Raw genomic sequence first — 24,964 nt, forward strand, 5'->3', positions numbered from 1 at the left:
AGTCGAACGTCTTCGGGCGTGTTGTGGATTGCCGGTGGATGGCGATCATCAATCCACAACAATCCACAACACGCCCGAACCATGAGGGAGCATCGCGGAAGGACTAACGGCGCACGAGTCCCGTCAGCTCTCCCAGATTCAATTCGAAGCTGACGCCACGTTCGTCGTGGTGCGGCTGATATTGTGTGCTTTCCATGGCGTGACGTACGAATTCGCCGGCGATATACGCGGATTCACCCAGAGACCTGCCGGCCATCACAGCCCCGCACAGGGCCGAGGCGAACGCATCACCGGTGCCATGCGTCATGAACGGAAGCTTGTCGTGTGCCAGTTCCTGCTTGCCCGAGGCTCCCGATATCGCGGACGCGACGTAGTTGCGAATCTTGCCGTCGTTTCGATCGATTCCCTTGAGCACTACGTTTTTCGCGCCACGTAACAGCAGTGCGTCGATGATGTCGTTCACCTGGGCATCCGAAATGTTCTGTCCGGGATATGCGCGGTCCGTCAGCAGGGAGGCCTCGGTCAGATTCGGCATCAGCACATCCGCGCCGTCGACCAGCGAACCCATCGCCTCGCACAGTTCGGGCGTGTAGGTGGCATAGATCTGCCCGCCGTCGCCCATCACCGGGTCCACCAATCGCAAGGCGTGCGGGTATTCGTCATACAGACGCCTGATGATCGCGACCTGATCCGCGGAACCGAGGAAGCCGGAGTAGACGCCGTCCAACTCGACGTTCTCCTTGCGCCATGCATCCAGATAGCCGTCCAGGATCTCGGTCGTATCGTGGAACGTGAAGACCGTATAGCGCGTATGCGCGGAAAACAACGCCGTCGGCACCGGACACACGTCGCAACCGGCCGCCGACAGAATCGGAATGGCCGCCGTCAGCGAACATTTGCCATAGCCGCACATGTCATGCACTGCGGCCACACGCGGAATGTACTGTGGGTCACGGTCGTACAGAATCTCGTCGCTCATATCGAAACCTCTTCCGTCGGTCATATCTGTTGAACGACTTTAGCCGGTGCGTTGACCTTGGGAGGAAACCGTTTTCGGCGCCACGGATTCGATTCGCCCCGACATCGGCGTGTCGTCGGCCTGTGCAGAAGGTTTTCGAGGTGAACGGCAAGGTGGGAAACCAATGATTCCAACGCTTTATAAAGGGGTATAGGTAAGCGCGATAACGTTCGGCTTGCGCAGGGCTTCACCCCCGGTTTATTGTCGCTAGCAACACCCGACCAACCGCCAAGCGCACGGCAGGGCGGAAGGTCGAATATCAGGCACGAATCCATCCGAAGGAGACCACCATGGCAAACGAGAACTATCGTTTTGAGACGTTGCAGCTGCATGTCGGACAGGAGCAGGCCGACCCGGCCACCGACTCCCGCGCGGTGCCGATCTACCAGACCACCAGCTACGTCTTCCATAACTTCGATCACGCCGAGGCCCGCTTCGGTCTGGCTGACCCGGGCAACATCTACGGCCGTCTGACCAACTCCACCCAGGGTGTGTTCGAGGATCGCATCGCCGCCCTCGAAGGCGGTACCGCCGGCCTGGCGGTCGCTTCCGGCGCCGCCGCCGTGGAGTATGCCGTGCGTAACATCACCCAGAGCGGCGACCACATCGTGGCGGCCAAGAACATCTATGGCGGCACCTTCAACCTGCTGCGTCACACCCTGCCGCGCGACGGCATCACCACCACCTTCGTCTCCGCCGAGAACCCGCAGGAGTTCGAGGATGCCATCCAGGAGAACACCAAGCTCGTCTATTTCGAGACCTTCGGCAACCCGAACGCCGACCTGCCGGACTTCGAAGCCATCACCGCCATCGCCCATAAGCACCATCTGCCGGTGATCGTCGACAACACCTTCGCCACGCCTTATCTGTTCCGTCCGCTGGAGCACGGCGCGGACGTCGTGGTGGAGTCGGCCACCAAGTTCATCGGCGGCCATGGCACCACCCTCGGCGGCGTCATCGTGGAAGGCGGCAACTTCAACTGGGCCGAGGTGCCGGGCAAGTTCCCGACCCTGACCGAGCCGGATCCGTCCTACCACGGCCTGAACTTCTACGAGGCCCTCGGTGGTGCGGCGTTCGTGACCCGTGTGCGTGCCATTCTGCTGCGTGACACCGGTGCCACCCTGTCCCCGTTCGCGGCCTTCCTGCTGCTGCAGGGCACTGAGACCCTGTCCCTGCGCGTCGAGCGCCATGTCGAGAACGCCCTGAAGGTCATCGACTACCTGAAGACCGTTCCGGAGGTCGAATCCATCTCCCATCCGTCCATCGAAGGCCGCAAGGATAACGATCTGTACAAGCGGTACTTCCCGAACGGCGGCGGCTCCATCTTCACCTTCGACATCAAGGGCGGCAAGGATGCGGCACGCGTGTTCATCGACAATCTGCACCTGTTCAGCCTGCTGGCCAACGTGGCCGACGCCAAGAGCCTGGTGATCCATCCGGCCTCCACCACGCACTCCCAGGAGACCCTTGAGGAGCTCGAGGACCAGGGCATTCACCAGGGCACCATCCGCCTGTCCATCGGCATCGAGAACATCGACGACATTCTCGATGATCTGAAGGGCGGCTTCGAGGCCCTGCGTGCCTCCGGCCTGGCCGAGTGACCGACCTGCGGGACCTAGCGAAGGGGTGGTTCCGCATGCGACCGTAAGGTCGTAGGATGGGGGTCCCGTGCTTCCTGCGAAGCGCGGGACCCTTCATGTTGCCCGTATGTCGTCGGTAAAACGGATGTGAGGGTTTGTAGCATGGATGGTATATCATCTCGATTGTCACGAAAAACAATATCGATTTTTTATCTTTTGAATAAAAAAACTATAATTCATTTCAAAATATATGATATTGATTGAGATATTGACGATTTGTTAAAGTGAGAAAGAAGGTATCCATGGCCACTGGAATCAAGAAGACGCTGCGGGCCAACATCATTCCGCTCATCGCCATCATGACGGCCGTTACCACCGTGCTGACCATGTTCGTGAAGATCCCGACCCCGACCCGTGGCTATCTGAACCTGTCCGACACCATGATCTTCTTCAGCGCCTATGCGTTCGGTCCATGGGTCGGCGGCATCGTCGGCGGTCTCGGTCCGGCGTTGTCCGATCTGATTTCCGGATATCCGCAATGGGCCATCTTCACGTTCGTCATCGATGGTCTGCAGGCGGTCATCGCAGGGTTGATCATCAGGGAGTTCAAGCCATTCAACATCATCGCCGGTTCCTTGGTGGCCGGAGTGTGGAAGGTGTTCGGCTACTTCATCGCAGGGGGCATCCTGTCCGGCTTCGGTCCGGCGCTTGGGGAGATTTTGGGAAACTCCTTCCGGATGGTGGTTGGCCTGATTGTGGGACTGGCGCTGTTTTCCGCCGTTCGCAAAGCGTATCCGCCGTTGGCGCGAATGGGCAATCTCGGCATCAAGACCAGTGAGTGAGTGATACATTATTCTGAGAAAGATGTCAGACCCGTGGGATTCACCGTTGAATGGGGGAGCCCACGGGTTTTGCTTGTCGGAATCTGAACGAAGCGTGTCAATAGGAGCATGGGGTGAGTGGCATGATCACGGTTCGCGACCTAGGGTGGAAGTATGCGCCGTTAACGGACGGGGGTAAGGCCGTCGAGAGTCTGAGGCATATCGACTTCGATGTTCCATCCGGCTCGTTCGTAGGCGTCATCGGCCCGACGGGAGCCGGAAAATCCACGTTGTGCATGGCGTTGGCCGGCATCATCCCCAATCTTGCCGATGGCACGATGAGCGGCACCGTCGTGGTCAACGGCATGAACACCGCCCGATACTCGGTCTCGCAGCTTTCCCAACACGTCGGATACGTGCAGCAGGATCCGGAATCCCAACTGTTCTGCGCCTCCGTAGAGGATGAGATCGCCTTCCCCTTGGAAAACCGAGGCATTGACCCCGAAACCATGGACCGTCGCATCGATGACATGCTTGAACTGGTCGGCATGACCGGTTACCGCAAGCGCGTGCCTACCAGCCTGTCGGGCGGGCAGATGCAGCGTGTGGCCATCGCCGCGGCTCTGGCGGCCGAACCCGACGTGCTGATTCTCGATGAACCGACCGCCGCGCTCGATCCGGAGGGCAAGCAGGAGGTGTTCGACGCGCTCGAGCGCATTCGCCGAACCCGTCAGCTGACCGTGGTCATGGCCGAACAGGATACCGAACATATCGCACGCTGGGCCGATCAGGTGCTGTTTCTGGTCAATGGCGAACTCGTGCGCAACGGCGACGCGCGCATGTTCACCCGTGAACGTGCCATGCTTGAATCCGCAGGCGTCGAAATGGCGGCCGACCCATTGCCGAGAATCGTTGCGATGCCGGAAGCGGCCGCCGGCGAACCCGTCATCGCCATGGAGCATGTGACGCATCGTTATACGGAAGGAGGCAACGCTTCCGCAGCGCTTGACGACGTGAGCGTCCGCATCATGCCCGGCTCCTTCGTCGGGCTCATCGGCCGAAACGGTTCCGGCAAGACCACGTTGGCCAAGCATCTCAACGGTCTGCTCAAACCTGACCGCGGCACCATCACGGTGGATGGGCTTGACGTGGCGAAGCACAGCGTAGGCGAAATGGCGGCACATGTCGGCTTCGTGTTCCAGAATCCCGACCACCAGATCTTCTGCTCCAGCACGCGCGAAGAGATCTCGTTCGGTCCTACGGCACTCGGATTGGACGGTGGAACCGTATTCAGGCGGGTGGATGAGATGATGACGCTGTTCGACCTGCACCGCTATGAGGAGGTGTCGCCGGCCACGCTTGGCTACGGTGAACGACGCGCGGTGGCATTGGCTTCCGTACTGGCCATGCGCACGCCGATTCTGGTGTTGGACGAGCCAACGGCAGGCCTCGATCACAGGCTTTCGCAGCGTTTCCTTGGCGCAATCAAACGGTTGAACGAGCAGGGCACCACCATAGTGATGATTAGCCACGATATGCGTGCCGTCTACCGATACTGCTCCCATGTGCTGCAGTTGCAGGATGGCCATGTCGTGCAGTTCGGTCCGATAGACAAAACCGGATCGGCGCAGCATCCGCAAGCCGACCAGCACGAACGGCATGAACCGATCACGAATACGCATGGACTCAGAAAGATCTCCAAACATCACAACAAGACAGGGAGGAAGCGCTGATGGACGCCGATCTGTATGTTCCCGGCGACGGTTGGCTGCATCGTGCCGACCCGCGCGTGAAATTCCTCATATCCGTAGCCATGCTGGTACTGTGCCTGGTCTGGCGCAACTGGATGTTCATCGCCGCGATTCTCGTCATCGAGCACATCATGCTCGTCACCGACCATGTGCCTGCGGAACGTATCGCCTGGGTGTGGAAGATCCTTGCCCTAATCATCGTGCTCATCGTTGTGCTATGGCCGATTTTCGACACTTCCGGCACACATGTGCTGTGGCGCTGGGGGTGGTTGAGGCTCACCCAGGAGAACCTGCTCATGGCCGCGGTGATGGGCCTGCGCATCCCGGCACTCGGCTTCGCCTGCTTCATCACGCTGTTCACCACCGACCAGCCCAAATTCATCCGTGGGCTTGTCTCATTGGGAGTGCCATACAAGGCGGGCCTCACCCTTGCCACCGCGCTACGGTACATTCCGGTGTTTTTCTCCATCTTCCAGTCGGTCTCGGCCGCACAGCGCGCCCGAGGGCTCGACCTCAGCGGCAAGGTCACCGCGACCGGCAGGAAACGCAATGCGGTCGTACGCATCGTCGACCGCTTCACATCATATCTGCCGATCATCATCGCCGTACTCATCCGTGCCTACAAGATGAGCCAAAGCGTGGGCTGGGCCATGGAATCGCGCGGTCTCAACCTTACGGGAGCCAGGCGCACCTATCGTGTAAAACTGCATATGCGTGCGCAGGATTGGGTAATGTTGCTCATCACCGTGGCTGCGATCGTATGCAGTGTATGGTTAATGATATGGCTCTAATGGGGGTATGCGATGATGCAGGAAATCAACCGTATGGCAATCAGCGCCCGTGATCTCAAAGTGGTTTCGGCCCTGCAATGCAACGGACGCATGACCATGCAGGCGCTCGCCGACAAGGTGGGCATTTCCGTGTACGCGGCCACGGAAAGCTACCGGCGTTTGACCGAATCGAATATCATGACCATCGTTCCGGTGGCTAACCCGTTAAGTTTGGCCAACTACTGCCAGATATTGGTGGGGTTGCGCGTCAACGGTCATCGCGATGAGGCATTGGCCGCACTGAAATCGTTGCCGCAGGTCACCTACGTGGTCTGTGCGCTGGGCGATGCCGACATCATCGCCGAGGCGGTGGTGTATTCGGCCGAAGGCATGGACCGCTTCCTGAAGCATGAGCTGCGTTCCCTGCCGGGGTTGACGCGCATCCAGGTATTCTCCTGCGGACGACTGGTGCTTGACGACCATAATGTCAGTGTGGTCAACCGTCTTCTGGCGGCGCAGGGGGAGCACGGTTTCATGACGAAACGCGAGGCGAGCGTCGGCACCGATATACCGGTGCATCGTCTGGATGCACGCTTCGTGCACACCTTCAATCAGTTGCAGAAGGATGGCAGGGCCAGCTATGCGGCGTTGGGGGAGAGCCTCGGCGTGACGCATACCGCCATTCGCGGGCGTATCAAGAAACTGGAGGATTCCGGGGTGATGCGCATCATGGCCACCGTCAGTCCCATGCGACTCGGCGGATTCCGCCAGGCGTTCCTCGGCATCGGCGTCAAGCCCCCGTATCGTCTCGATGCCGAACAGCTGCTCGACATCGACGAGGTCACCTACGCGATGAGCGGAGTCGGACTGAACGGAGCCGACTATCTTATCGAGATCATCGCCGATGACGATGAGGATCTGTGGCGTGTGGTCGACGAATCCATCCGTTCCCTGCCGGGCGTCGAGCAGACCTGGTGGGCATCCACGGTCAGTGTGGAGAAGGAATCCTACTGGTTGGAGCCGCCGCGGGAGGGCGTGTTGCTGGATGACTGACCGTACCCCCTAGAGGTCATCATACTCAAGGATGAGATGAAAAGTCAGACCGGCGCATGATGTCGGGAAACGTCATCGTTCCCTACCTTTGGAGATATGTCCGAGGAAAGGAACAATGACATGGATATCAGGGACGTACTGCAAACCAACGATACGGCCATCGAGGCCGTGGACCTCGTCAAGGATTACGGCCGTGGCGAAAACGTCGTGCATGCGCTGCGCGACGTGAACGTACGCTTCGAGCGTGGCAGGTTCACCGCGATCATGGGGCCGTCCGGCTCCGGCAAATCCACGTTGATGCATACGCTGGCGGGGTTGGATTCGGCCACCGGCGGCCACATCGTGTTCGATGGCGACGATCTGACGCGATTGAACGACAATCAGCTCACCCTGTTGCGTCGTCATAAGATCGGATTCATCTTCCAAAGCTTCAACCTGCTGCCGATGTTCACCGCGGAGCAGAACATCCTCATGCCGCTTACCTTGGCCGGTGAGAAGCCGGACCGGCAATGGCTGGCCCTGCTGGTCGAGACACTCGGATTGAAGGAACGTCTGCATCACCGGCCGAACGAATTGTCGGGTGGCCAGCAGCAGCGCGTTGCCATCGCGCGCGCCCTGATCACCAAGCCGCAGCTGGTGTTCGCCGATGAGCCGACCGGCAATCTCGACTCCATATCCAGTGCTGAGGTATTGAGCTTCCTGAAACGTTCCGTCAACGAGCTCGGACAGACCATCATCATGGTTACGCATGACCCCGTCGCGGCCTCCTATGCCGACCGCGCCATCGTGTTCGCGGATGGTCGCATCGTGGCCGATGTCGACGATCCGACCGCCGACCAGATGAGTGATCTGCTGATGAAGGAACGAGAGCTTTCCACGCGGAACGCGTCCAATGCACGTCACGCCGGCTGACCGGCGCATTACAACGGTTCAAGAATCTGAAGAAGGAACGACGGCAACCATGTGGTCCATCACAATAAAACTCATGCGCAAAACCAGACGCATGCTCATCCCGGCCGGCATCGCCATCATGATCGGCACGGCGTTCATCGCCAGCACTTTCCTGTTCGGCAACGCCATGAATGATTCGCTTTCCCGCCAGGCGACCTCCATGTTCGGCAAGGCGAACTATGCGATCAGCCCCTCCACCGATGGGTTGAGTGAGCAAGCACTGAATGACGTGTATTCTACGACCGTCGGTGACTTCCACCTCGACCGGATGAACGGCATCGAAGGCGTCAACGGCGTGCGGGTCGCCTTGGAAAGCGGCGTAACCGTCTCCAAAGCAGGCAACAATATCAGCGGCGAGGCCATCTCCACCGCACGGAACGGCAAACTGCTGCCGGTCGACATCACCGAAGGCAGCCGGCCCATCGACAGCAACGAAGTCGCGTTGCCGAGCAACATCATCAAACAGCTGGGCGTGAACATCGGCGATACCGTGACACTGACCTCGCGTTACGCCACCGACGACGAGGGCGGCAAGGCCCAGGCCGAGAACGTGCGGGTGGTCGGCATCACCTCCGATCCCAATGGCGTCTACTCATATTATGGAGGCGCGATCGTGGCTTCCGACAACCTCATCGCACGGATGCAGGGAGTGAGTGACTTCAATTCCGCAGTAGCCACCATGGTCTACCTCGACCTCGCCAAGGACGGCAATACGGTATCCGCGAAAACCATCCACGAGGTGAACGGGCTTCTGCCGAAGCATTTCAGTCTCATGTCGCGTCAGGAAGTCAGCAGTGCCTACATAAAGAGCATCGGTGTGGGCGAAACCAGCATCGTCACCATCTTCCTGCTGTGCTTCGGCGTGCTGGCCATGCTCGTGGCGGCACTCGTCATCGCCAACACCTTCCAGGTACTCGTGGCCCAACGTCGCCGTACGCTTGCCCTGCTACGCACCATCGGCGCGAAGAAAGGGCAGCTGTATGCCTCCGTGCTGCTTGAATCCTGCCTGCTCGGCTTGATCGCATCCATGTTGGGCGTGGCGTTCGGGTGCGCGCTTATGGGAATCGTGTGCGCCAGCGGCGTCATGAAGCAGACCATGCATCTGATTTTCTCCTGGCAGGTGTTCGTGGCGCCGATCGCATTCGGCGTCATCATGACCGTGCTCGCCTCCTTGGGTTCCGCACGTTCCGCGACGTCGGTGACCCCTCTGGAGGCGTTGCGTCCGCTCGAACTGACCGATGATCGTCGCTCCGGTCGTGCGCGCGCCATCTTCGGCATGTTGTTCGTCGTGGTTGGTATCGCGCTTGTGGCGTTCTCGATATGGCAGATGCAGACCACCGGCGATGTCGATATGCTCAGCGGCAATCGGTTCGTCGTGATCCTGCTTGCCGCCATCGCCGGTGCCGGACTTGTGTTTCTGGGACTCGTGCTTACCGCCGTCTTCTGGCTGCCGATATTCATGAAAGGCGTCGGCGCGCTGGTAGCGCTGTCCGGTCCCTCCGCCAAGGTGGCCCATGCCAATATCCAGAAGAATCCGCGTCGCATCGCCGCTACCGGAGCCGCATTGCTCATCGGCGTGACGCTCGTCTCCACCATCGCCACCGGTGCCGCCAGCGCCAAGGAGACCATGAACGATGCGCTCGCCACCCGCTACAGCGTTGATGTCGTGGCCACGGGAAGTGACATCAGCCAGCAGATGGCCAGCGCCGTCAAGGCAGTCAAGGGCGTGGCGGACGTCGTATATGCTCCATCCGCCAACGTGCAGCTGAAAGGCTCCGATGGCAGTGTCTCCGCCAGTACGCTGCTTATCGGCGTGAAGAACATCGGCGAGTTGCAAAACGTGATTCGAGCGGATCTGGGCGACTCCACCATCGATGCCGGAACCGTGCTCATGCCGCAATACAATGCGCAAAGCGGCAAACGGATGACGTTCCGTCAGGGAACCGCCACCTTTGGCACTGCATGGGATGAGAACGGCGACACGAAACGCACGCTCGAACTCAAGGTCAAACAGGCCGACTACCGGCGCATCTCCAGCGGGTACGGTGCCGTGGGATTCGTGGATGGGAGCCATTTCACGAATGGCGATCTCGATACGAACTCGCACACATTGCTGGTAAAGATCAACGAAACCGGCACTACGCTCAGCGGTGTATTCGACAGCCTCCAATCCGCACTCTCGAAGAGCACCGACGCAACCGTATCCGGTCCGATCGCCGAACGTGCGCAGTGGGGGAAGACGATTGATTCCATGATGATGCTCATGGTGGGTCTGATCGCCGTGGCCGTGCTCATCGCACTGGTCGGCGTGGCCAACACGCTGTCGCTGTCCGTGATCGAACGCACCCGTGAATCCGCCACCCTGCGCGCCATCGGCATGACCCGAGGCCAGCTCAGGCGTTCACTGGGCGTGGAGGCGTTGCTCATCTCACTGGTGTCCGGCGTGGTCGGCGTGATACTCGGCACCCTGTTCGGCTGGCTCGGCTCGTATGTGGTGTTCAGCATGTACGGCACGGTGGCGTTCCCGTTCGAATGGACCGTCAACGGCATCGTGTTGGGTGTGGCCGCCGCTGCCTCGCTGCTTGCCAGCGTGTTTCCGGCGCGACGTGCGGTGAACACCCCGCCGGTCGAAGCGCTTGCAGAGTCCTAGGGTACTCAATGAGCGGTTCTGGCCGTGAAACCGGTCCATAACCACGGAAACCGGCCTGTTTATGACATATCTGCGTCATAAACAGGCCGGTTTCCGTGGTTATGAATCGTTTTTTGCAGTGCCGATGAAACTGTCACACCAGATGGTTTTCGTAGGCGAAGACGACCGCCTGTACACGATCGCGGGCGTTGATCTTCGACAGGATATGCGCCACGTGCGTTTTCACCGTCGGCAGGCTGATGAACAACCGGTCGGCGATTTCCTGATTGGACAGACCGTGTGCGATTTCGATGAGGACCTCACGCTCACGATCGGTCAGTTCATCCAGTTCCGGGTCAGTATATGCCGGCCGTGATGGTGCAGTGTCCGCCGACGCGGGGATGGTGAGGGAGTCTTGATCGGTCAGCCCACCTTCCATCATTCTTTCAATCAGTCGTTTCGTTGCGGACGGTGCGATGATCGCATTGCCTTGGAATACGGTGCGAATCGAATTGAGCAACGTTTCCGGTTCAGTGTCCTTGAGCAGGAAACCGGATGCTCCGGCATTGATGGCGGCCATCACGTATTCGTCCAGATCGAACGTCGTCAAAATGATCACACGGGTCCGCCGCGGGCCGGTTTGCGCTCCAGTTGCGGCGAAACGATGTTGCAATGAACTGATCTGGCGTGTCGCTTCGATGCCGTCCATGCCGGGCATGCGCACATCCATCAGCACCACATCGGGATGCAGTGTTTCGGCCAAGGCCACCGCTTCCGCTCCGTCGCGAGCCTGACCGGCGACCATCATGTCGGGCTGCGAGCCGATTACCATGGCGAAACCGGCGCGTACCAGTTCCTGATCGTCGGCGATGATCACGCGAATTCTCTGCTCTTCACTCATGCCTTCCACCTTATCGGCAGCATTGCGCCGTCAGCGTTGGAACATACCCCGAAAAAACCCTGATTTCATCTGTTCGTCCAATGAGGCAGCGGGTTTGAGCCGCATCTCTTCGGACTTGCCGGCATGAGCCTCATCGCTGAATCCGGTCTCGCGCAGTACCCGCAGCAGTTGGCGCATATGGGCCAATGCTTCACGCCCCTGACTTCCGATGGCCGCGAACGCAGACGCGATCGATTCCGCCGAGGGCTCTTCACCGTGTGCCTTGGCTTCATCGAGCATGCGTAATCCGGAGATGGTCTGGTCGATGACGCTGTTAAGCGTGGCGGTGACCTCCGACTGAATGTTCGTGCTGATACGATCCCGTTCCAGATTCGCCGCAAGAATCTTCTGCTTGTCCTGTTCGGCGATCAATGCCTCCTCCCTTGCCTGCAGGACGAGTGCGTTCGAGCAGCTGGAACGGGTCCATCGAGCCATGGCGATGACGCCTCCGCATGTAGCCAGGACAGCCATGGTGTAGACCAGGCCGGTGAATATCGCCCCGGATGCGAGCCATGTGGTCCGTCTCGGCTCGTATGTGATGATGCCTTGTATCAGGAAAACCGATATGCTCGGGTAGTCAAGCAGCGACAGCATGACCTTCACGCCGACCAAGAGAGCATTGATGATGGAGACGAGTCCGGTCCAACGCCACGCTCTTTCCCTTCCGTACAGTACCGCCGCATGCAATGCGCTCATCGAAGCCACGATATTGGCAAGATCGATGGGTTCGAAAACGATCAGTTGCAACGTGGAGAGTATGGCTATGATCAGCGCGCAGCTTTCCGGGAATCTCCTTCGCATGCATAACGGCAGCAGTTCCATGACGATCAGCATGCGAAATGGTAGCTGCTCCGGGCCCATGCCGTAGGAGAACAGGCTGATCGACGCCGAGCCGAACGTCATGATGAGCAGCGCCGTGACGATGGTGTCCACCAAGACGTAATGCCGTTGCGTCCATTGCGAAAGCCGCTCCACCCAATTGAACCGACGTCCGGAGATATCGATGGCCTGGGCGATCGGCTTGGACCGCAGACTGGCTCGTATCGTCTGCATCGTCGGCAAGGTCGGCAACTTCGGCGAGAGGATCGTTCTCGTCTCGCCGGATGTCCCGTATTCAGACAACCGCATGGCCGGAGCGTCGGCCGGCAGCCCGTCGATCGCCATCGACGCCGCATGGGCGTCTTTGCATGAGGAGTGCGAGGACATCGCACTGGCATTCGTGGCGAACGGCACCGTCGCGCATACGGCGAACCCGCCTCCTATCCTCGGGCCGAACGTCACCGATCCTCCCACGGCTTCGATGCGTTCGCGCATGCCCGTCAATCCGTAGCCGGGCGCATGCCCGTCCAATCCGGCCGAAGCGCCACGCCCGCTATCCGTGACGGTCACGGTCAATGTGCCGTCATCCCATGATTCCGTGACATGTACGGTCACCTTCGGTCCCGCATATTTGCGGATGTTCGTCAACGATTCCTGCATCACATGGTAGATGGCCACGCTTGTCCGATCTCCCAACATGTCGGGACGTGCATCTCCGATGATCTCCCGTGTGATGACGGTGTCGGGTGCCACGGTACGTGCCTGTGCGATCAATGCGTCGATATCGGCGTAGTCGGCATGGGGAGATCCGCCGAATACGCCAAGAAGTCTGGTCATGTCATGCAGCGCATGCTCGGATTCATGTCTGATCGTCTCCATGGTGGAACGTGCCACGACGGGATCGTTCGCGCCGGCGTACCGGCCACCGTCGGACTGCACGATGATGATCGACAACGTATGCGCCACCACGTCATGCATGTCCCGCGCGATGCGTGCACGCTCCGCCAGCGCCGCGATATTGCGCTCCTCGACCTCGCGCGCGGCAATCGCGTCATTGCGTTCCTGCATCATCCGTACCGTCATCAAACGGGCACGCTGCCAGTAGGCGATGATGATCGTCGACGCCAAGCACAGCGCGATGGCGACGAACATCATGACCATGTACTGCAGTATCGTATCGGTGCAGTCGTTCGACAATCCCCGACCGGAATAGACGGTGTTGCAGGAGGAGAGACCATTCAGTACCGTTGCGTCGACGGCGGAGAACTGTCCGGTGCCCACGGCCAGGATCGGACCGACCGTCATCGCCCAGCCCATGATGATTGAGGCCAGGCCATCGACGGCGAATGCCAGCACGATGAACACCTTCGAATTATGCGGGTTGCCGTACAGAATCACCGAATACAGCATGAACGTCGCAAAAAAATCGGTGATCAGCATGCATGGGCCGAACAATAGATGCAGCAGCACCAGTACCACGAATGCCAAGGCACTGATCTGAGGCCATCGCCGGCGCGTGATGAGCGGAACGAGCAACGCGATCGACCAGACCATCTGCACCTGCGCCGGATAGTTATACAGCAGTCCGGGATTGAACTCGATGTTGTTGCCAAGGCCAAACATGAATAGGGCGAGCAATGCGGTGATGATGCTGTCTGCGACGATCACATGGCCGCGAATCCACGAAAACAGGCGCTGCAGTCTAGTCATAGTGGTTCAAGCGTAACGCGCGGCTGGCCATTACGGTATCATGCGCAGGTATGAGACGGGCCTGCCGTGTATGGTGGAAGATCCAGCGACCCTTTCCGGCGAAAGGCAAGGGTGACGGCGACGTCGACGGGAGGAAATGAATGCAATCGAACCCACATGCCGTCCTTGTCGACGATGCGCCCGCCGTTCTGTTCGCTGCAGAAGGGATATCAGGAAAGGTGGATGCACGATGACGCTGCTGACCGAGTATTACGTGCCCGGATTGCATGTTGAGGACCATTCGATCAAAGTGCCGTTGGACTGGTCGGGTCATGAACCCGGCCACGGTTTCGATGGCCCGTCAATCAGCCTGTTCTACCGCGTCGTCACCGCTCCCGAACATGTACATGATGAGCTTCCGTTGCTGATTTTCCTGCAAGGCGGCCCCGGCGGGTGCGGGCCACGTCCGCTCAACCCGCAGTCCGACGGCTGGATCGAGGAAGCCATCAGGCATTTCCGGGTGGTGCTGCCCGACCAACGCGGCACCGGGCGCTCATCCCGCATCGATACGCACATCATGAAGACCATGGATGGCGAAGCGGGAGCCGCATTCCTGAAGCATTTCCTCGCCGATTCGATCATTCGTGATTTCGAACACCTGCGCCGTACCGAATTCGGCGGCGCACGTTGGGCCACGCTGGGGCAGAGCTATGGCGGATTCCTGACGTTGACCTACCTGTCGCTGTTCCCGAAGGGTGTGATCGCCAGCTTTACCACCGGTGGCATTCCGCACGTACCCGCCGATGCCACCGACGTGTACCGCCACACCTTCCCACGTATGGCATCGAAGACGAAGCGGTTCTACGAGCGTTACCCAGTGGATGTGGAACGCGTTGCCGCGCTCGCCGACATTCTGGATTCACGGGAGGTCGTTTTGCCTAATGGCGATCCGCTGACCGTAGAACGTCTGCAATGCCTTGGTGCCGACTTCGGCATGAAGCCCAGTTTCGAGCGTGTGCATTGGATGCTTGATCAGGCATTCCTGGACGGTGACGGTTCCGTATCCGCCGGATCCGAAGTGTCGGATGAATTTCTGCATGGCGTCATGAACGCCACGTCATCCCGCCCTCTGTATTGGCCGTTGCAGGAGTTCATCTATGCCAACGGCGAGCTCGATGAGCCGATTCGATGGGCGGCGCAGCGCGTACGTGACGAGCATCCGGAATTCAACACGGATGTGCGTCCGTTGAACTTCACCGGCGAATGCATGTTTCCGTGGATGTTCGAACGGGAGAATGCGCTTCGACCGTTCAAGCCGGCCATGGACGTGCTCATGGGGGACACGCATTTCGGGATGATCTATGATGCCGACCAGCTGGCCCGTAACGAGGTGCCGCTGCAGGCCGCCGTCTACTATGACGATATGTACGTCGATTCCGGACTGCAGCTGGACACGTTGTCTCGCGTGGCCCGTTCACATTACTGGACTACTAATGAATTCGAACATGACGGTGTGCATGGCTCCGTGGTGTTCGCGCACATCTTCAACGAGGCCCTGAACCGCGGTGACCTGCAGGAACTGTTCTAGACGAAGGAAAGAAGCAATGACCAATCCAACCATCGGATTCATCGGATACGGCAATATGGCCCAAGCCATCGCTTCGGGCATGGTCGACGCCGGCGTGGTGAACGGCGGTGACATCGTGGCCTGCGCCGCACATTATGACAAGCTCGAAAGGACTACTGCCAAGCTGGGTGCGCGGCCGTTGCACACCGCAGCGGAAGTGGCCGAAGCCGCCGACGTGATCGTCATCGCAATCAAACCGTACCAAATCGAAAGCGTCATCGGGCCGATAGCGAAGGAGCTGGCCGAACCGGGCAAGATCGTCGTGTCCATTGCGGCCGGCTGGGATCTGAACAAATTCCGTGAACTGTTCGGAACCGACTTCGTCGATGCGCACGTCCAATGCACCATTCCGAATACGCCGATGGCCGTCGGCAAGGGCGTGCTCGTCACCGAAATCGCCAATACGCTCACCGAAGCGCAGACCGAGACCTTCGAACGGCTATTCGCGCCGATCAGTCTGATCGAGCGCGTCGACAGCGCGCATATGGGCATCGCCATGTGCATTGCCGGCTGCGCTCCGGCTTTCACCGACATGTACATCGAAGCGCTCGGTGACGCCGGTGTGAAATATGGCCTGCAGCGCGCCACCGCATACCGGTTGGCCGCCAAGATGGTCGAAGGCGTCGGTGCGCTTTACCTGGCCAGTGAAACCCATCCGGGGGCCATGAAGGATGCCGTTTGCTCGCCGGGCGGCACCACCATCAAGGGTGTGGCGTCCCTCGAGGAAAGCGCCTTCAGAGGGGCGGTCATCAAGGCCGTCGACGCCATCGAAGCCTAGAGCTAAGCTAGGGAACCATGTCTCTTACTATCGGAATCGTCGGACTGCCGAATGTCGGCAAGTCCACCATGTTCAATGCACTGACCCGCAACAACGTGCTGGCCGAGAACTATCCGTTCGCCACCATCGAGCCGAACACCGGCATCGTGCCGTTGCCGGACGATCGTCTGCCGATCCTGGCCAAGCTCGTGCACACCGAGAAGATCGTGCCGGCCACCGTCACCTTCGTCGATATCGCAGGCATCGTCAAGGGTGCCTCCGAAGGCGAAGGGTTGGGCAACAAGTTCCTTGCCAACATTCGTGAGGCCGATGCGATCTGTGAGGTCGTGCGTGCTTTCGAGGATGATGACATCGTGCACGTCAACGGCAAGGTCGACCCAGCCGATGACATCGACACCATCAACACCGAATTGATCCTCGCCGATTTGCAGACCATCGAAAACGCATTGCCGAAACTCGAGAAGGATCTGCGAGGCAAGAAGATCGACCCGGCCTATATGGCGGCCGTCAAGGAGGCCAAGGCCATTCTCGAATCCGGTGAGACCATCGACAAGGCCGCTCGCGAGGGTCGCTTCGACAAGGACTCCGTCTACGATCTGCACCTGATGAGTGCCAAGCCGTTCATCTATGTGTTCAACGTGGACGATTCCGAACTGCAGAACAGGGAATTGCAGGACAAGCTCGCCGCCTCCGTGGCCCCGGCTCCGGCCATCTTCCTCAATGCGCAGTTCGAAGCCGATTTGACCGAGCTGGACGAGGAAGACGCCCGTGAGATGCTCTCCGATGCGGGGTTGGAGGAGTCCGGTCTCGACCAGCTGGCACGCGTGGGCTATGACACTCTCGGCCTGTCTACTTTCCTGACCGCAGGAGAAAAGGAAGTGCGCGCCTGGCAGATTCACAAAGGCTACACTGCACCGCAGGCCGCCGGCGTGATTCACACCGATTTCGAAAAAGGCTTCATTAAGGCCGATATCGTTTCCTATGACGATTTCGTGGCTGCCGAAGGCTCCATGACGAAGATCAAGGAGGAAGGCAAGCTGCGACAGGAAGGCCGCGACTACGTGATGCAGGACGGCGATATCGTGGAATTCAAGTTCAACGTTAGCAAGCACTGATTCCAGTGCTTCGGAAACGGCGTGATTGCAACGGTTTTAGACCTCGGGACCGTTGGAACCGCGCCGTTTTTGAATGCGCGCGGAATGGCGGTTTCCGCCACGTTTCGGGCGGCTGTTGCCAACGTTAGTGTGCTTTTAGTGTGCCCTTAGAAGGGTGCGACGATTGCCGTGACGATTTTCTTCTTGCTCATGCGCCGCCTGATTGTCGGAAGTGTTCGTAGGGGCGTGAATGCATGGCGTGAGGATGGCTACGTTGTTGACGATCGGTCATCACAATGTTATATTGTTCTATATCAACTAGAATAATATGGGAAAGAGGGACGGATGTGATTATCACCGTGGATAAGGCCGATGCCCTTCCTCTATATGAGCAACTGCGTCGGCAGATCATTGCCGGCCTGGCACGTGGCGAGCTTGAACCGGGCGATATGCTGCCTTCGGTGCGTCGGCTGGCGAAAGATCTTGGCATCAATCTCCATACGGTGAACAAGGCTTATGCCATGCTGAGAGACGAAGGCCATATCGTGATGCGTCGAGGGTCCGGCGCCATGGTTGCGCCCCGCGACGTCGGTTCCCTGTCGCAGCAGCATGATCGTGAAATGCGCCGCATGCGCGACGATATCTACCGCATCGCCGTCGAATACAAGGCCCATGGCGGCTCGCTGGACGAATTCATGGCCGATGTGAAGCATAATGCTTCCGCCGTTTTTCAGGACGAAACCATCGACCGGTCCGGGGATCATGCCGACAATCAAGAAGCGGAGGAGGGGCTCCAATGACAAATTGGATGATGGTCGCAATAGTTGCGTTGGAAGGCGTCAGTGTGGCTCTCGCTCCTTGGGTGGTGCGTCGCACGGTGTGCTTCGGGGTGAGCGTACCGGTTTCGGCGCAACACGACCCTGGGATCAGACGTGCGAAAATCGGATATACCGTTTGTGCCGGATCGGTAAGCGCGATGGCGGTAGCCGCAAGCGTCGCCTGCCTGGTGTTGTGGGGAGCCCTCGGCGGAACCATTGCGGTGACGACAATGTCGTTGCTGTTGATCGTGGCCTCATTCGCGCTGATTGTGAAGTATCGCAAGCGCACCATGCGAATCAAACATGAACGTGGCTGGAAGGCCTCCACGCTCGAACGCGCCGCGTTCCTTGCCGAAAATGCCGGTCCGGAGCCGCTGGGGCTGCAATGGGAATTGCTGCACCTCGTGCCGGTCAGCATCATGACCGCCTCCGCGTTCATGCTGTATGACAGCATGCCCGACCGTCTGCCCATACACATGAACGCTGCAGGTCAGATCGATGATTGGCTGGATAAATCGTTGTGGGTGGTGCTTGGCATGCCCCTACTGATACAGCTCATCATGGTTGCGACGATGACCGCCGTTCATGCAATGATCATCCATTCGCCGCGGCAAATCGACCCGGAGCGTCCTTCCATTTCCGGCTATGCATATGGACGCTTCTCCCGCGCATGGAGCGTCTACGTGTTGATTGTCGGCTTGACGGCGAATCTCGGATTCGTCGGACTGATTCCCATGTATGCGAACTGGTGGGATATTCGCGCATGGGGCTCGGTGATGATGCTGATCGCATTGGCGATCATTGTTGCGGAGTTGGTTCTTGCCGTAGTCTTCGGTCAGTGCGGTTCTCGGACATGGCGATTGGATGGCGAGAACGACGACGGAAACAACATGGCCGATGACGATGACGACGAATGGGTGCTGGGCATGTTCTACTATTCGCCTGAAAATCCGGCCATCGTGGTGCCCAAGCGCATGGGGGTCGGATACACTTTCAACATGGCGCATCCCTTGGTCTGGCTGATATGCGCGGCGTTGGCGCTGTTGCTCATCGTCGGCGTCGCATTGCCCATTATCTCAGGTTGAATCAACGATGGATGTCCTACTGGAATGGCCTGATATGTCATAAGCCGACATGAACGAATTCAAATTCGCCGTGTCCGAAAGGTGATGTGACGCGATGGTGCTTTGCACCGTACTCATACTGTGCTGAGAGCAATAGGGCCCGATTCGAACGGTTGGTTTCGAATCGGGCCTTACAATAAGGGTGGCAAACGGCTATGAAACGAACGTGGGACTTCGGGGTGAATGCATGATGAATGAAGCGAAAGAGAGGCATTCGGGTTCGCGTTGGCTTGCTGTCGTGGCCATCATCGCGGTGCTGGGCGCGGCGGGTACGGTCGGAGCGTACGCCTATCACGCCAAACAGCGGGAGGTGTTGGCGGAATGCCGTCAGTCCGTGGCCGAATTCAGTTCCGCACGCAAGGCGATTCTCGACACTTCCGACAACGGCGGCGAACTGCAGAAGCTCGTCCGTAGCGTGCTCGGAGTCAACGACATCCTTGATGCGTTTGCTGATGCGGCCACCAGTGCGGAAGGTACCGTCGATACCGAGGGATGTTCCGCCAGTGCAACCATCACGCAGCTCAACCTGGTGTCAAAAACGCTGAACAGCGCCACGGAGTCGTTGAAGGACAGTCTTGCGAAGATCCAATCCAAGAACCGATCCTCCATGTCGAACGGTTCAGGTGACGCCTCCGACGATACGAGTTCAGGCGGCGATTCCTCAGCGAACTCCGGCGACAGCGGCAATGCAACCGATGATAAGACCCTGGGTAAAGCCAAGACGCAGCTGCAGGAATCCATCGACAAGGCCCAGAGGTTGCTCAAACGGTTGTCTGACGATTCCAATACGACATTGACGGGCAGGAAACTTCTCAACGCCCTATCGAAGGCCGTGGATGCCGGACAGAAACTCGTCGATGACGGCGGCGTCAAGGATTCCAAGTACTACAAGGCGGCCAAGGTCACCCTGGACGAGGCCATCACCATGGCCGACAACTGGGTTGACGGCCAAGCTTCCAAGGCCGAGTAACGGTCCGCGTGTCGCTTTTCAGCAGGGGCATACAGTGGCACGTGGAATATACGACGGAGAGGGAGAAAGCGTAGGTCGCCATGAGCGAAGTGAGCCACGGCGTAGAAAGCGTGCAGGTTGCGCAACCACAGCAGGAAGGCATTGTCGTATCCAAACCGGTCGCCCGTGTGATGATGTTGGTCAATGCCATTGTGTGGGGTACTGGCTACACCATGCTTAAGCATGCGCAGGATAATATGCCGACGCAATGGCTGATGTTCTTCCGCATGGGTGCCGCCACATTGCTCATGGCCATGGTGTTCTTTCCACGGTTGCGCAGAATCCGTCTGCGCCGTTACGTCATGCCCGGACTGGTGCTTGCCCTGACCTACTGGATGGGTTTTCTGTTCCAGCTCAAAGGCTTGGAAACCACGTCACCTGGGCGCAACAGCTTCTTCACCGACACGTATTGCGTAATGGTGCCGTTCATCGTCTGGGCATTTACTCGGAGACGTCCCAACTGGCAGCATCTGGTCGCCGCGTTCGTATGCGCGTTCGGCATCGGTCTCGTGTCGCTCAGCGGCGGTGGCGGGGACGAACTCATGCACATGAGTTTCGGTGACACCATGACCATCATCGGCGCGTTCTTCTTCGCCCTGAACTTGGTGCTGGTCGGATTCATGGGCAGGGGTTTCGATGCGATCGCATTGATGCTGATGGAATTCGTCTGGTGCACCATGCTGTTCGGCGGCGGTGCCGTGCTGTTCGAAGGTGCTCCGTCCGTGGCGTGGGCGCGTTGGGATATCATACTGTGCATCGGGTATCTGGTGGTCGGCTCCACGGTGATCGCCCAGGTGTTCCAGACGATCGCCATACAGAATCTGCCCACTTCCGAAGCTTCCGTGATTCTGAGCACCGAGTGCATTTTCGCCATGCTCGTTTCCGTGCTCTTTGCCGGCGAGCGTCTCACCGTTCCGTCGGTATGCGGTTTCGCGCTGATTTTCGGTGCCATTCTGCTCTCGGAAGTTCAGTTGCCGGCTCGACGGCGATAGTTTGTCCGTGGACACCGGAAGACTTGGAATCTCGTGAAAGAGTTTTGCGAGAAGTGGTGGAAGCGTATCGCCACCAAAGAAATGGTCTTCATCGGTATTGTGACGCTGCTTGCGTCGCTCATCGCCTCATGGTTGAAGCAGTTCCCGGGATTCAGCCTGTTCGGTGCGCTGATTATCGCGCTGCTGATCGGCATGATCGTGCAGTTTCCGATTCGTCAATGGTATGTAGGCCGATCCGCCGAACATAAGGCCGGTGTGAAGGATGCCGCCGGAGTGATCTCCAACAAGCTGCTACGGTTGGGCATCATTCTGCTTGGCTTCAAGCTCAACCTGACCGTGCTGTTCACGCAAGGTATCAAATGTCTGCCGATCGCCGCTGCAGTGGTGGCGCTTACCATCGTCGTATGCTATGGCATCGCCCGCAGGCTGGGCGTCGATCCGCAGCTGGCGATTCTTGTGGCGGGCGGCACCGGCATCTGCGGCGCTGCGGCCGTCATGGGTCTGTCCGGCTCCATCAAGGTGCCGCCGGAGCAGGAGGACGACAAGGCGAACAATGAGGTGATGGCCGTGGCCATCATCGCCATCATGGGCACCATTTTCGCATTGCTGGAAATCGCACTCGGCCCGTTGACCGGTCTTACCAAGACGCAGCTGGGCATCACCGCCGGCGCATCCCTGCACGAAATCGCGCACGCCGTCGCCGCGGGTGACGCATTCGGTGCGGTTGACATCGCCACCATCATGAAGCTTTCTCGCGTGCTTATGCTGGTGTTCGCGGCCATCATCATCGCCGTCTGGTGGGACAGGAACCATTCCGAAATGCCGGCCGACGGCAAACGCAAGGTTTCGTTCCCGTGGTTCATGCTTGGCTTCATCGGTGCCTCTGTCATCGGCACTTTCGTGCCGTTCATCGCCACGATCACTCCGCAGCTGGTGGATTTCGCCTATATCGTGCTCGGCATGGCCATGGCCGCGCTCGGCATCAACGTGAACTTCAAGGCCATCGCCAAAAAGGGACGGAAAGCGTTCCTCGCCAGTTTCCTCACTTCGATTCTGCTGATGTGCTTTGCGGCCGGTGTGGCGTTCGTTTTCTTCTAATGCAACGATAGAGCGGCAGCAGATATAGGAAGCATGCGAATGACAGACTGGCGGTCGGGGCTCCGACCGAGGCAAGTGGCACGGCGCCGGCAATCGACCAGGGGATGAGCGGCGCCACCACTACGGCGGTGTCTTCCAGATTGATTGCATGCCGCTGCTCGTCCGGCTCGACTTCACGGCATAGCTGGTCGGTGAGCATGATCGACAACGTTTGATTGCATGCCACACAACTCGTCACGATGGATGTGATGAGCGTGGCGCAGAATCCTCCGACGCGGTTCGCAATGCGTCGGATCATGCGATGTGCGCCGCCCAGCAGGCCTGTTTCTTGAAAAATGCCGGAATATGATGACGAAATGCAGACGATCAACATCACCTTGATCATGGAGATGACGCCGCCGCCGTCGATCAGCGGCGCCACCTGTGCATTCGGACAATGGTAGCCGAGCATCAACGCCCGGCCTACGGAAAGCCAGTCCATATGCTGTACGAATAGGCATATCGGCAAGGCCGTGCAGATGCTGGCACCCATCGTGAGACGCACGTCCACGCGTGCGACCGCTAGAACGATCAGTACCACGGCCGGCAACACGGTCACCCAATGCAGGTTGAACGCCTCGGCGAACAGGCCGGCCACGTCCATCGAGCCGACGGAAGGATGCGTACACAACGCCAGCGCCGCGTAGACGACGCAGGTCAGCGCGAACGGCACCGCGGCTGTACGCAGCATGAGCCGAATATTGTCGAAAATGTTCGTATGCGTCAGTGTCTTGACCAGTTGCGCACTGGTGGAGACAGGAGAGCAACGATCGCCGAAATACACGCCGGAAAGAATTGCACCGCCTAAGAACAGCGGCGAGACCTGCATGGATGTTCCGAGCGTCATGGTGATCACGCCCATGGTCGCGGCCGAGGCGAATGATGAGCCGGTCAAAAGCGACATCAGGCAATTGAGCAGGAATGCCAGCAGGATCACCACATGCGGGCGTATCAGAGTCGTCGTGTTCGCCACGATGAACGGCACGGTACCGGCCGCGCGCCATAACGTGGTCAACAGTCCTATCAGCACGAACGTGACCACCACGATGCTCGCCGCCTTCATGGTGGTGAAGCCCTTGCGAAGCATGGGCTTCCAAGCGTGCCCGGTCAGACGTCCATGAATGAGAAAGACGAGTACGCCGACAGCCAATGCCGGGACTATGGAAATACCGGCTGCGATACATGCGACAAGCGCCGTGCAAAACAGCGCCATGGTGACGATCTCGGCCATGAATCTCCTTTTCCCGGCCTATGGCTGGCGTTGCGCCGGAATCGGGTGTCTGAAGCCCATCCGGCGCATTGGTTTGAACGAAACCTTTGCAAGATTAACAGGCTTATTACGAAATAATATGATTCGGGTCACAGGTAAAATACTGTGTATGAACTTCCTGAGTATGGACTACTTCATCATGGTCGCCAAGGAACGCAGCTTTACCAAGGCCGCGAAACGACTTGGCATCACGCAACAGACGCTGAGCGCGCATATCGCGAGCCTCGAACGGGAGGTCGGTTGCGACCTCTTCGTCCGCCACGTTCCGCTGGAACTGACCTATGCGGGGGAGACGTTTCTGAGATATGCCACTGATTTCCAGCATGATCACACGATGATGATGCAGGAGTTCGACGATATCGCACACGATGAAACCGGTATCCTGCGTGTTGCCGTCGCACATACCAGGGAGCGCACCATCATGCCGCGCATCATCGCCGCCTACCAGCGCAAAAGGCCCGGCATCATGGTCGACATGATTGAGGGAGCCAATGAGCAACATGCAAGACATTTGGTCGACGGTGAGGTCGACATCGCCATAGCACATTTCGATCGTGCGCCGGTCGGTGTGGAATTGGTCGACTTCTACAACGAAGAAATGGTATTGATCGTTTCCAACCGGCTGTGGATGAGTGCCGTCGCCGGCGGTTCCGCCTGCGGCGTCGGCTCCGACGAGGCGGAACGACGCATTGCGCAAGGGGATTGCCTGCCACTGAAGGATTGTCCGTTCATACTCGGTCAACCTGACGATATCGATGGCCATATCGCAGCCGAGTTATTCCGGCGTGCAGGGTTCAGACCTCAGGTCAAGGCCCGTTCCGGCAATCTGCAGACCGCGCTCGCATTGACGCAGCTCGGTGTGGGCGCAAGCCTGACGATCCGCCAGTTCCTTGATGAGATGCTTGATGACGAAGCGCGCAGGTCTTTGCGTGTGCTGCCGATCGGTGAGGATGCGCGCTATGCCATCAGCTTCGGTGTGCGCAGGCAAAGCTATCAATGGAGCGCCATCACTGACTTCATACAGGTGGCCCGTGAGATATTGGCATCTTGAGATTGTTCGCCCGCCGAGCTTGCCCGAGACGACACAGGACGTG

20 protein-coding genes are annotated in these 24,964 nt (G+C 58.9%); 16 read left to right on the forward strand and 4 right to left on the reverse strand.

The genetic code is table 11. The features are described 5' to 3' along the window. Positions 1-103: 103 nt before the first annotated feature. Positions 104-979 (reverse strand): bifunctional hydroxymethylpyrimidine kinase/phosphomethylpyrimidine kinase, encoded by an 876-nt coding sequence (locus tag BBDE_RS03945; RefSeq protein ID WP_012902044.1) that lies wholly within the window; start codon positions 977-979, stop codon positions 104-106. A 329-nt stretch (positions 980-1,308) separates the two neighbouring features. Between BBDE_RS03945 and BBDE_RS03950 the strand changes: the two genes are divergently transcribed. The 7 genes from BBDE_RS03950 (at position 1,309) to BBDE_RS03980 (ending at position 10,594) form a co-directional block, all read left to right on the forward strand. Further along, entirely contained in the window at positions 1,309-2,619 is a 1,311-nt protein-coding gene (locus tag BBDE_RS03950) for an O-acetylhomoserine aminocarboxypropyltransferase/cysteine synthase family protein (RefSeq protein WP_003840723.1), read from the forward strand. A gap of 281 nt (positions 2,620-2,900) precedes the next feature. Continuing rightward, positions 2,901-3,440, forward strand: a complete 540-nt coding sequence (locus BBDE_RS03955; protein ID WP_012902045.1) for an ECF transporter S component — start codon at positions 2,901-2,903, stop codon at positions 3,438-3,440. Positions 3,441-3,562: 122 nt separating this feature from the next. Then, positions 3,563-5,152, forward strand: coding sequence for an ABC transporter ATP-binding protein (locus BBDE_RS03960; RefSeq protein WP_003840719.1), 1,590 nt, complete (start codon positions 3,563-3,565; stop codon positions 5,150-5,152). Then, positions 5,152-5,961 carry an energy-coupling factor transporter transmembrane component T family protein gene (locus BBDE_RS03965; RefSeq protein WP_003840718.1) on the forward strand — a complete coding sequence of 270 codons (810 nt, stop codon included), beginning with the start codon at positions 5,152-5,154 and terminating at the stop codon, positions 5,959-5,961. Before BBDE_RS03960 ends, BBDE_RS03965 begins: the two co-directional genes overlap by 1 nt. Positions 5,962-5,973: 12 nt before the next feature. Next, on the forward strand, positions 5,974-6,993 hold the full coding sequence (locus tag BBDE_RS03970; protein WP_003840715.1) for an Lrp/AsnC family transcriptional regulator: 1,020 nt from the start codon (positions 5,974-5,976) through the stop codon (positions 6,991-6,993). A gap of 120 nt (positions 6,994-7,113) precedes the next feature. Beyond that, entirely contained in the window at positions 7,114-7,905 is a 792-nt protein-coding gene (locus BBDE_RS03975; protein WP_012902048.1) for an ABC transporter ATP-binding protein, read from the forward strand. 49 nt (positions 7,906-7,954) lie between these two features. Next, the gene (locus BBDE_RS03980; protein WP_033489207.1) at positions 7,955-10,594 is read left to right on the forward strand and encodes an ABC transporter permease; all 2,640 of its coding nucleotides are present in this window, start codon (positions 7,955-7,957) and stop codon (positions 10,592-10,594) included. A 133-nt stretch (positions 10,595-10,727) separates the two neighbouring features. On the opposite strand, the gene BBDE_RS03985 is transcribed toward BBDE_RS03980, so the two are convergent. Both BBDE_RS03985 and BBDE_RS03990 read right to left on the reverse strand, forming a co-directional pair. Further along, positions 10,728-11,474: a response regulator gene (locus BBDE_RS03985; RefSeq protein ID WP_003840710.1), complete on the reverse strand. Its 747-nt coding sequence runs from the start codon at positions 11,472-11,474 to the stop codon at positions 10,728-10,730. A 30-nt stretch (positions 11,475-11,504) separates the two neighbouring features. Then, positions 11,505-14,042 (reverse strand): sensor histidine kinase, encoded by a 2,538-nt coding sequence (locus BBDE_RS03990; RefSeq protein WP_003840708.1) that lies wholly within the window; start codon positions 14,040-14,042, stop codon positions 11,505-11,507. A gap of 229 nt (positions 14,043-14,271) precedes the next feature. On the opposite strand from BBDE_RS03990, the gene BBDE_RS03995 reads away from it, so the two are divergent. From BBDE_RS03995 to BBDE_RS04030, 8 genes are all read left to right on the forward strand, one after another. Further along, entirely contained in the window at positions 14,272-15,609 is a 1,338-nt protein-coding gene (locus tag BBDE_RS03995) for an alpha/beta fold hydrolase (RefSeq protein ID WP_003840706.1), read from the forward strand. A gap of 16 nt (positions 15,610-15,625) precedes the next feature. Next, positions 15,626-16,426, forward strand: a complete 801-nt coding sequence (proC, locus tag BBDE_RS04000) for a pyrroline-5-carboxylate reductase (protein WP_003842373.1) — start codon at positions 15,626-15,628, stop codon at positions 16,424-16,426. A 17-nt stretch (positions 16,427-16,443) separates the two neighbouring features. Beyond that, positions 16,444-17,541, forward strand: coding sequence for a redox-regulated ATPase YchF (gene ychF / locus BBDE_RS04005; protein WP_003840703.1), 1,098 nt, complete (start codon positions 16,444-16,446; stop codon positions 17,539-17,541). A 326-nt stretch (positions 17,542-17,867) separates the two neighbouring features. After that, positions 17,868-18,320, forward strand: a complete 453-nt coding sequence (locus tag BBDE_RS04010) for a GntR family transcriptional regulator (RefSeq protein WP_003840701.1) — start codon at positions 17,868-17,870, stop codon at positions 18,318-18,320. Next, complete coding sequence (locus tag BBDE_RS04015; RefSeq protein WP_003840700.1) at positions 18,317-19,423, forward strand: DUF1648 domain-containing protein; 1,107 nt, start codon at positions 18,317-18,319, stop codon at positions 19,421-19,423. Before BBDE_RS04010 ends, BBDE_RS04015 begins: the two co-directional genes overlap by 4 nt. A 226-nt stretch (positions 19,424-19,649) precedes the next feature. Further along, positions 19,650-20,432 carry a hypothetical protein gene (locus BBDE_RS04020; RefSeq protein ID WP_003840698.1) on the forward strand — a complete coding sequence of 261 codons (783 nt, stop codon included), beginning with the start codon at positions 19,650-19,652 and terminating at the stop codon, positions 20,430-20,432. A gap of 80 nt (positions 20,433-20,512) precedes the next feature. After that, positions 20,513-21,463: a DMT family transporter gene (locus tag BBDE_RS04025; protein ID WP_003840695.1), complete on the forward strand. Its 951-nt coding sequence runs from the start codon at positions 20,513-20,515 to the stop codon at positions 21,461-21,463. A 33-nt stretch (positions 21,464-21,496) separates the two neighbouring features. Further along, on the forward strand, positions 21,497-22,561 hold the full coding sequence (locus BBDE_RS04030; RefSeq protein WP_003840692.1) for a YeiH family protein: 1,065 nt from the start codon (positions 21,497-21,499) through the stop codon (positions 22,559-22,561). On the opposite strand, the gene BBDE_RS04035 is transcribed toward BBDE_RS04030, so the two are convergent. Beyond that, positions 22,506-23,831, reverse strand: coding sequence for a Na+/H+ antiporter NhaC family protein (locus BBDE_RS04035; RefSeq protein WP_003840690.1), 1,326 nt, complete (start codon positions 23,829-23,831; stop codon positions 22,506-22,508). The genes BBDE_RS04030 and BBDE_RS04035 overlap by 56 nt on opposite strands. Positions 23,832-23,979: 148 nt before the next feature. On the opposite strand from BBDE_RS04035, the gene BBDE_RS04040 reads away from it, so the two are divergent. Continuing rightward, positions 23,980-24,921 carry a LysR family transcriptional regulator gene (locus tag BBDE_RS04040; RefSeq protein ID WP_187116108.1) on the forward strand — a complete coding sequence of 314 codons (942 nt, stop codon included), beginning with the start codon at positions 23,980-23,982 and terminating at the stop codon, positions 24,919-24,921. The last annotated feature ends 43 nt before the right edge of the window (positions 24,922-24,964 follow it).

Origin of the sequence: Bifidobacterium dentium JCM 1195 = DSM 20436, from assembly GCF_001042595.1 — a bacterium.
Lineage (GTDB): Bacteria > Actinomycetota > Actinomycetes > Actinomycetales > Bifidobacteriaceae > Bifidobacterium > Bifidobacterium dentium.

Coding starts and splice junctions, on each gene's coding strand:
- BBDE_RS04040 (WP_187116108.1), top strand. CDS start 23,980: ATGAACTTCCTGAGTATGGACTACTTCATCATGGTCGCCAAGGAACGC.
- BBDE_RS04015 (WP_003840700.1), top strand. CDS start 18,317: ATGACAAATTGGATGATGGTCGCAATAGTTGCGTTGGAAGGCGTCAGT.
- BBDE_RS03980 (WP_033489207.1), top strand. CDS start 7,955: ATGTGGTCCATCACAATAAAACTCATGCGCAAAACCAGACGCATGCTC.
- BBDE_RS03960 (WP_003840719.1), top strand. CDS start 3,563: ATGATCACGGTTCGCGACCTAGGGTGGAAGTATGCGCCGTTAACGGAC.
- BBDE_RS03950 (WP_003840723.1), top strand. CDS start 1,309: ATGGCAAACGAGAACTATCGTTTTGAGACGTTGCAGCTGCATGTCGGA.
- BBDE_RS03995 (WP_003840706.1), top strand. CDS start 14,272: ATGACGCTGCTGACCGAGTATTACGTGCCCGGATTGCATGTTGAGGAC.
- ychF (WP_003840703.1), top strand. CDS start 16,444: ATGTCTCTTACTATCGGAATCGTCGGACTGCCGAATGTCGGCAAGTCC.
- BBDE_RS03975 (WP_012902048.1), top strand. CDS start 7,114: ATGGATATCAGGGACGTACTGCAAACCAACGATACGGCCATCGAGGCC.
- BBDE_RS03990 (WP_003840708.1), bottom strand. CDS start 14,042: ATGACTAGACTGCAGCGCCTGTTTTCGTGGATTCGCGGCCATGTGATC.
- BBDE_RS04020 (WP_003840698.1), top strand. CDS start 19,650: ATGATGAATGAAGCGAAAGAGAGGCATTCGGGTTCGCGTTGGCTTGCT.
- BBDE_RS03970 (WP_003840715.1), top strand. CDS start 5,974: ATGATGCAGGAAATCAACCGTATGGCAATCAGCGCCCGTGATCTCAAA.
- BBDE_RS03965 (WP_003840718.1), top strand. CDS start 5,152: ATGGACGCCGATCTGTATGTTCCCGGCGACGGTTGGCTGCATCGTGCC.
- BBDE_RS03955 (WP_012902045.1), top strand. CDS start 2,901: ATGGCCACTGGAATCAAGAAGACGCTGCGGGCCAACATCATTCCGCTC.
- BBDE_RS03985 (WP_003840710.1), bottom strand. CDS start 11,474: ATGAGTGAAGAGCAGAGAATTCGCGTGATCATCGCCGACGATCAGGAA.
- BBDE_RS04035 (WP_003840690.1), bottom strand. CDS start 23,831: ATGGCCGAGATCGTCACCATGGCGCTGTTTTGCACGGCGCTTGTCGCA.
- BBDE_RS04025 (WP_003840695.1), top strand. CDS start 20,513: ATGAGCGAAGTGAGCCACGGCGTAGAAAGCGTGCAGGTTGCGCAACCA.
- BBDE_RS03945 (WP_012902044.1), bottom strand. CDS start 979: ATGAGCGACGAGATTCTGTACGACCGTGACCCACAGTACATTCCGCGT.
- proC (WP_003842373.1), top strand. CDS start 15,626: ATGACCAATCCAACCATCGGATTCATCGGATACGGCAATATGGCCCAA.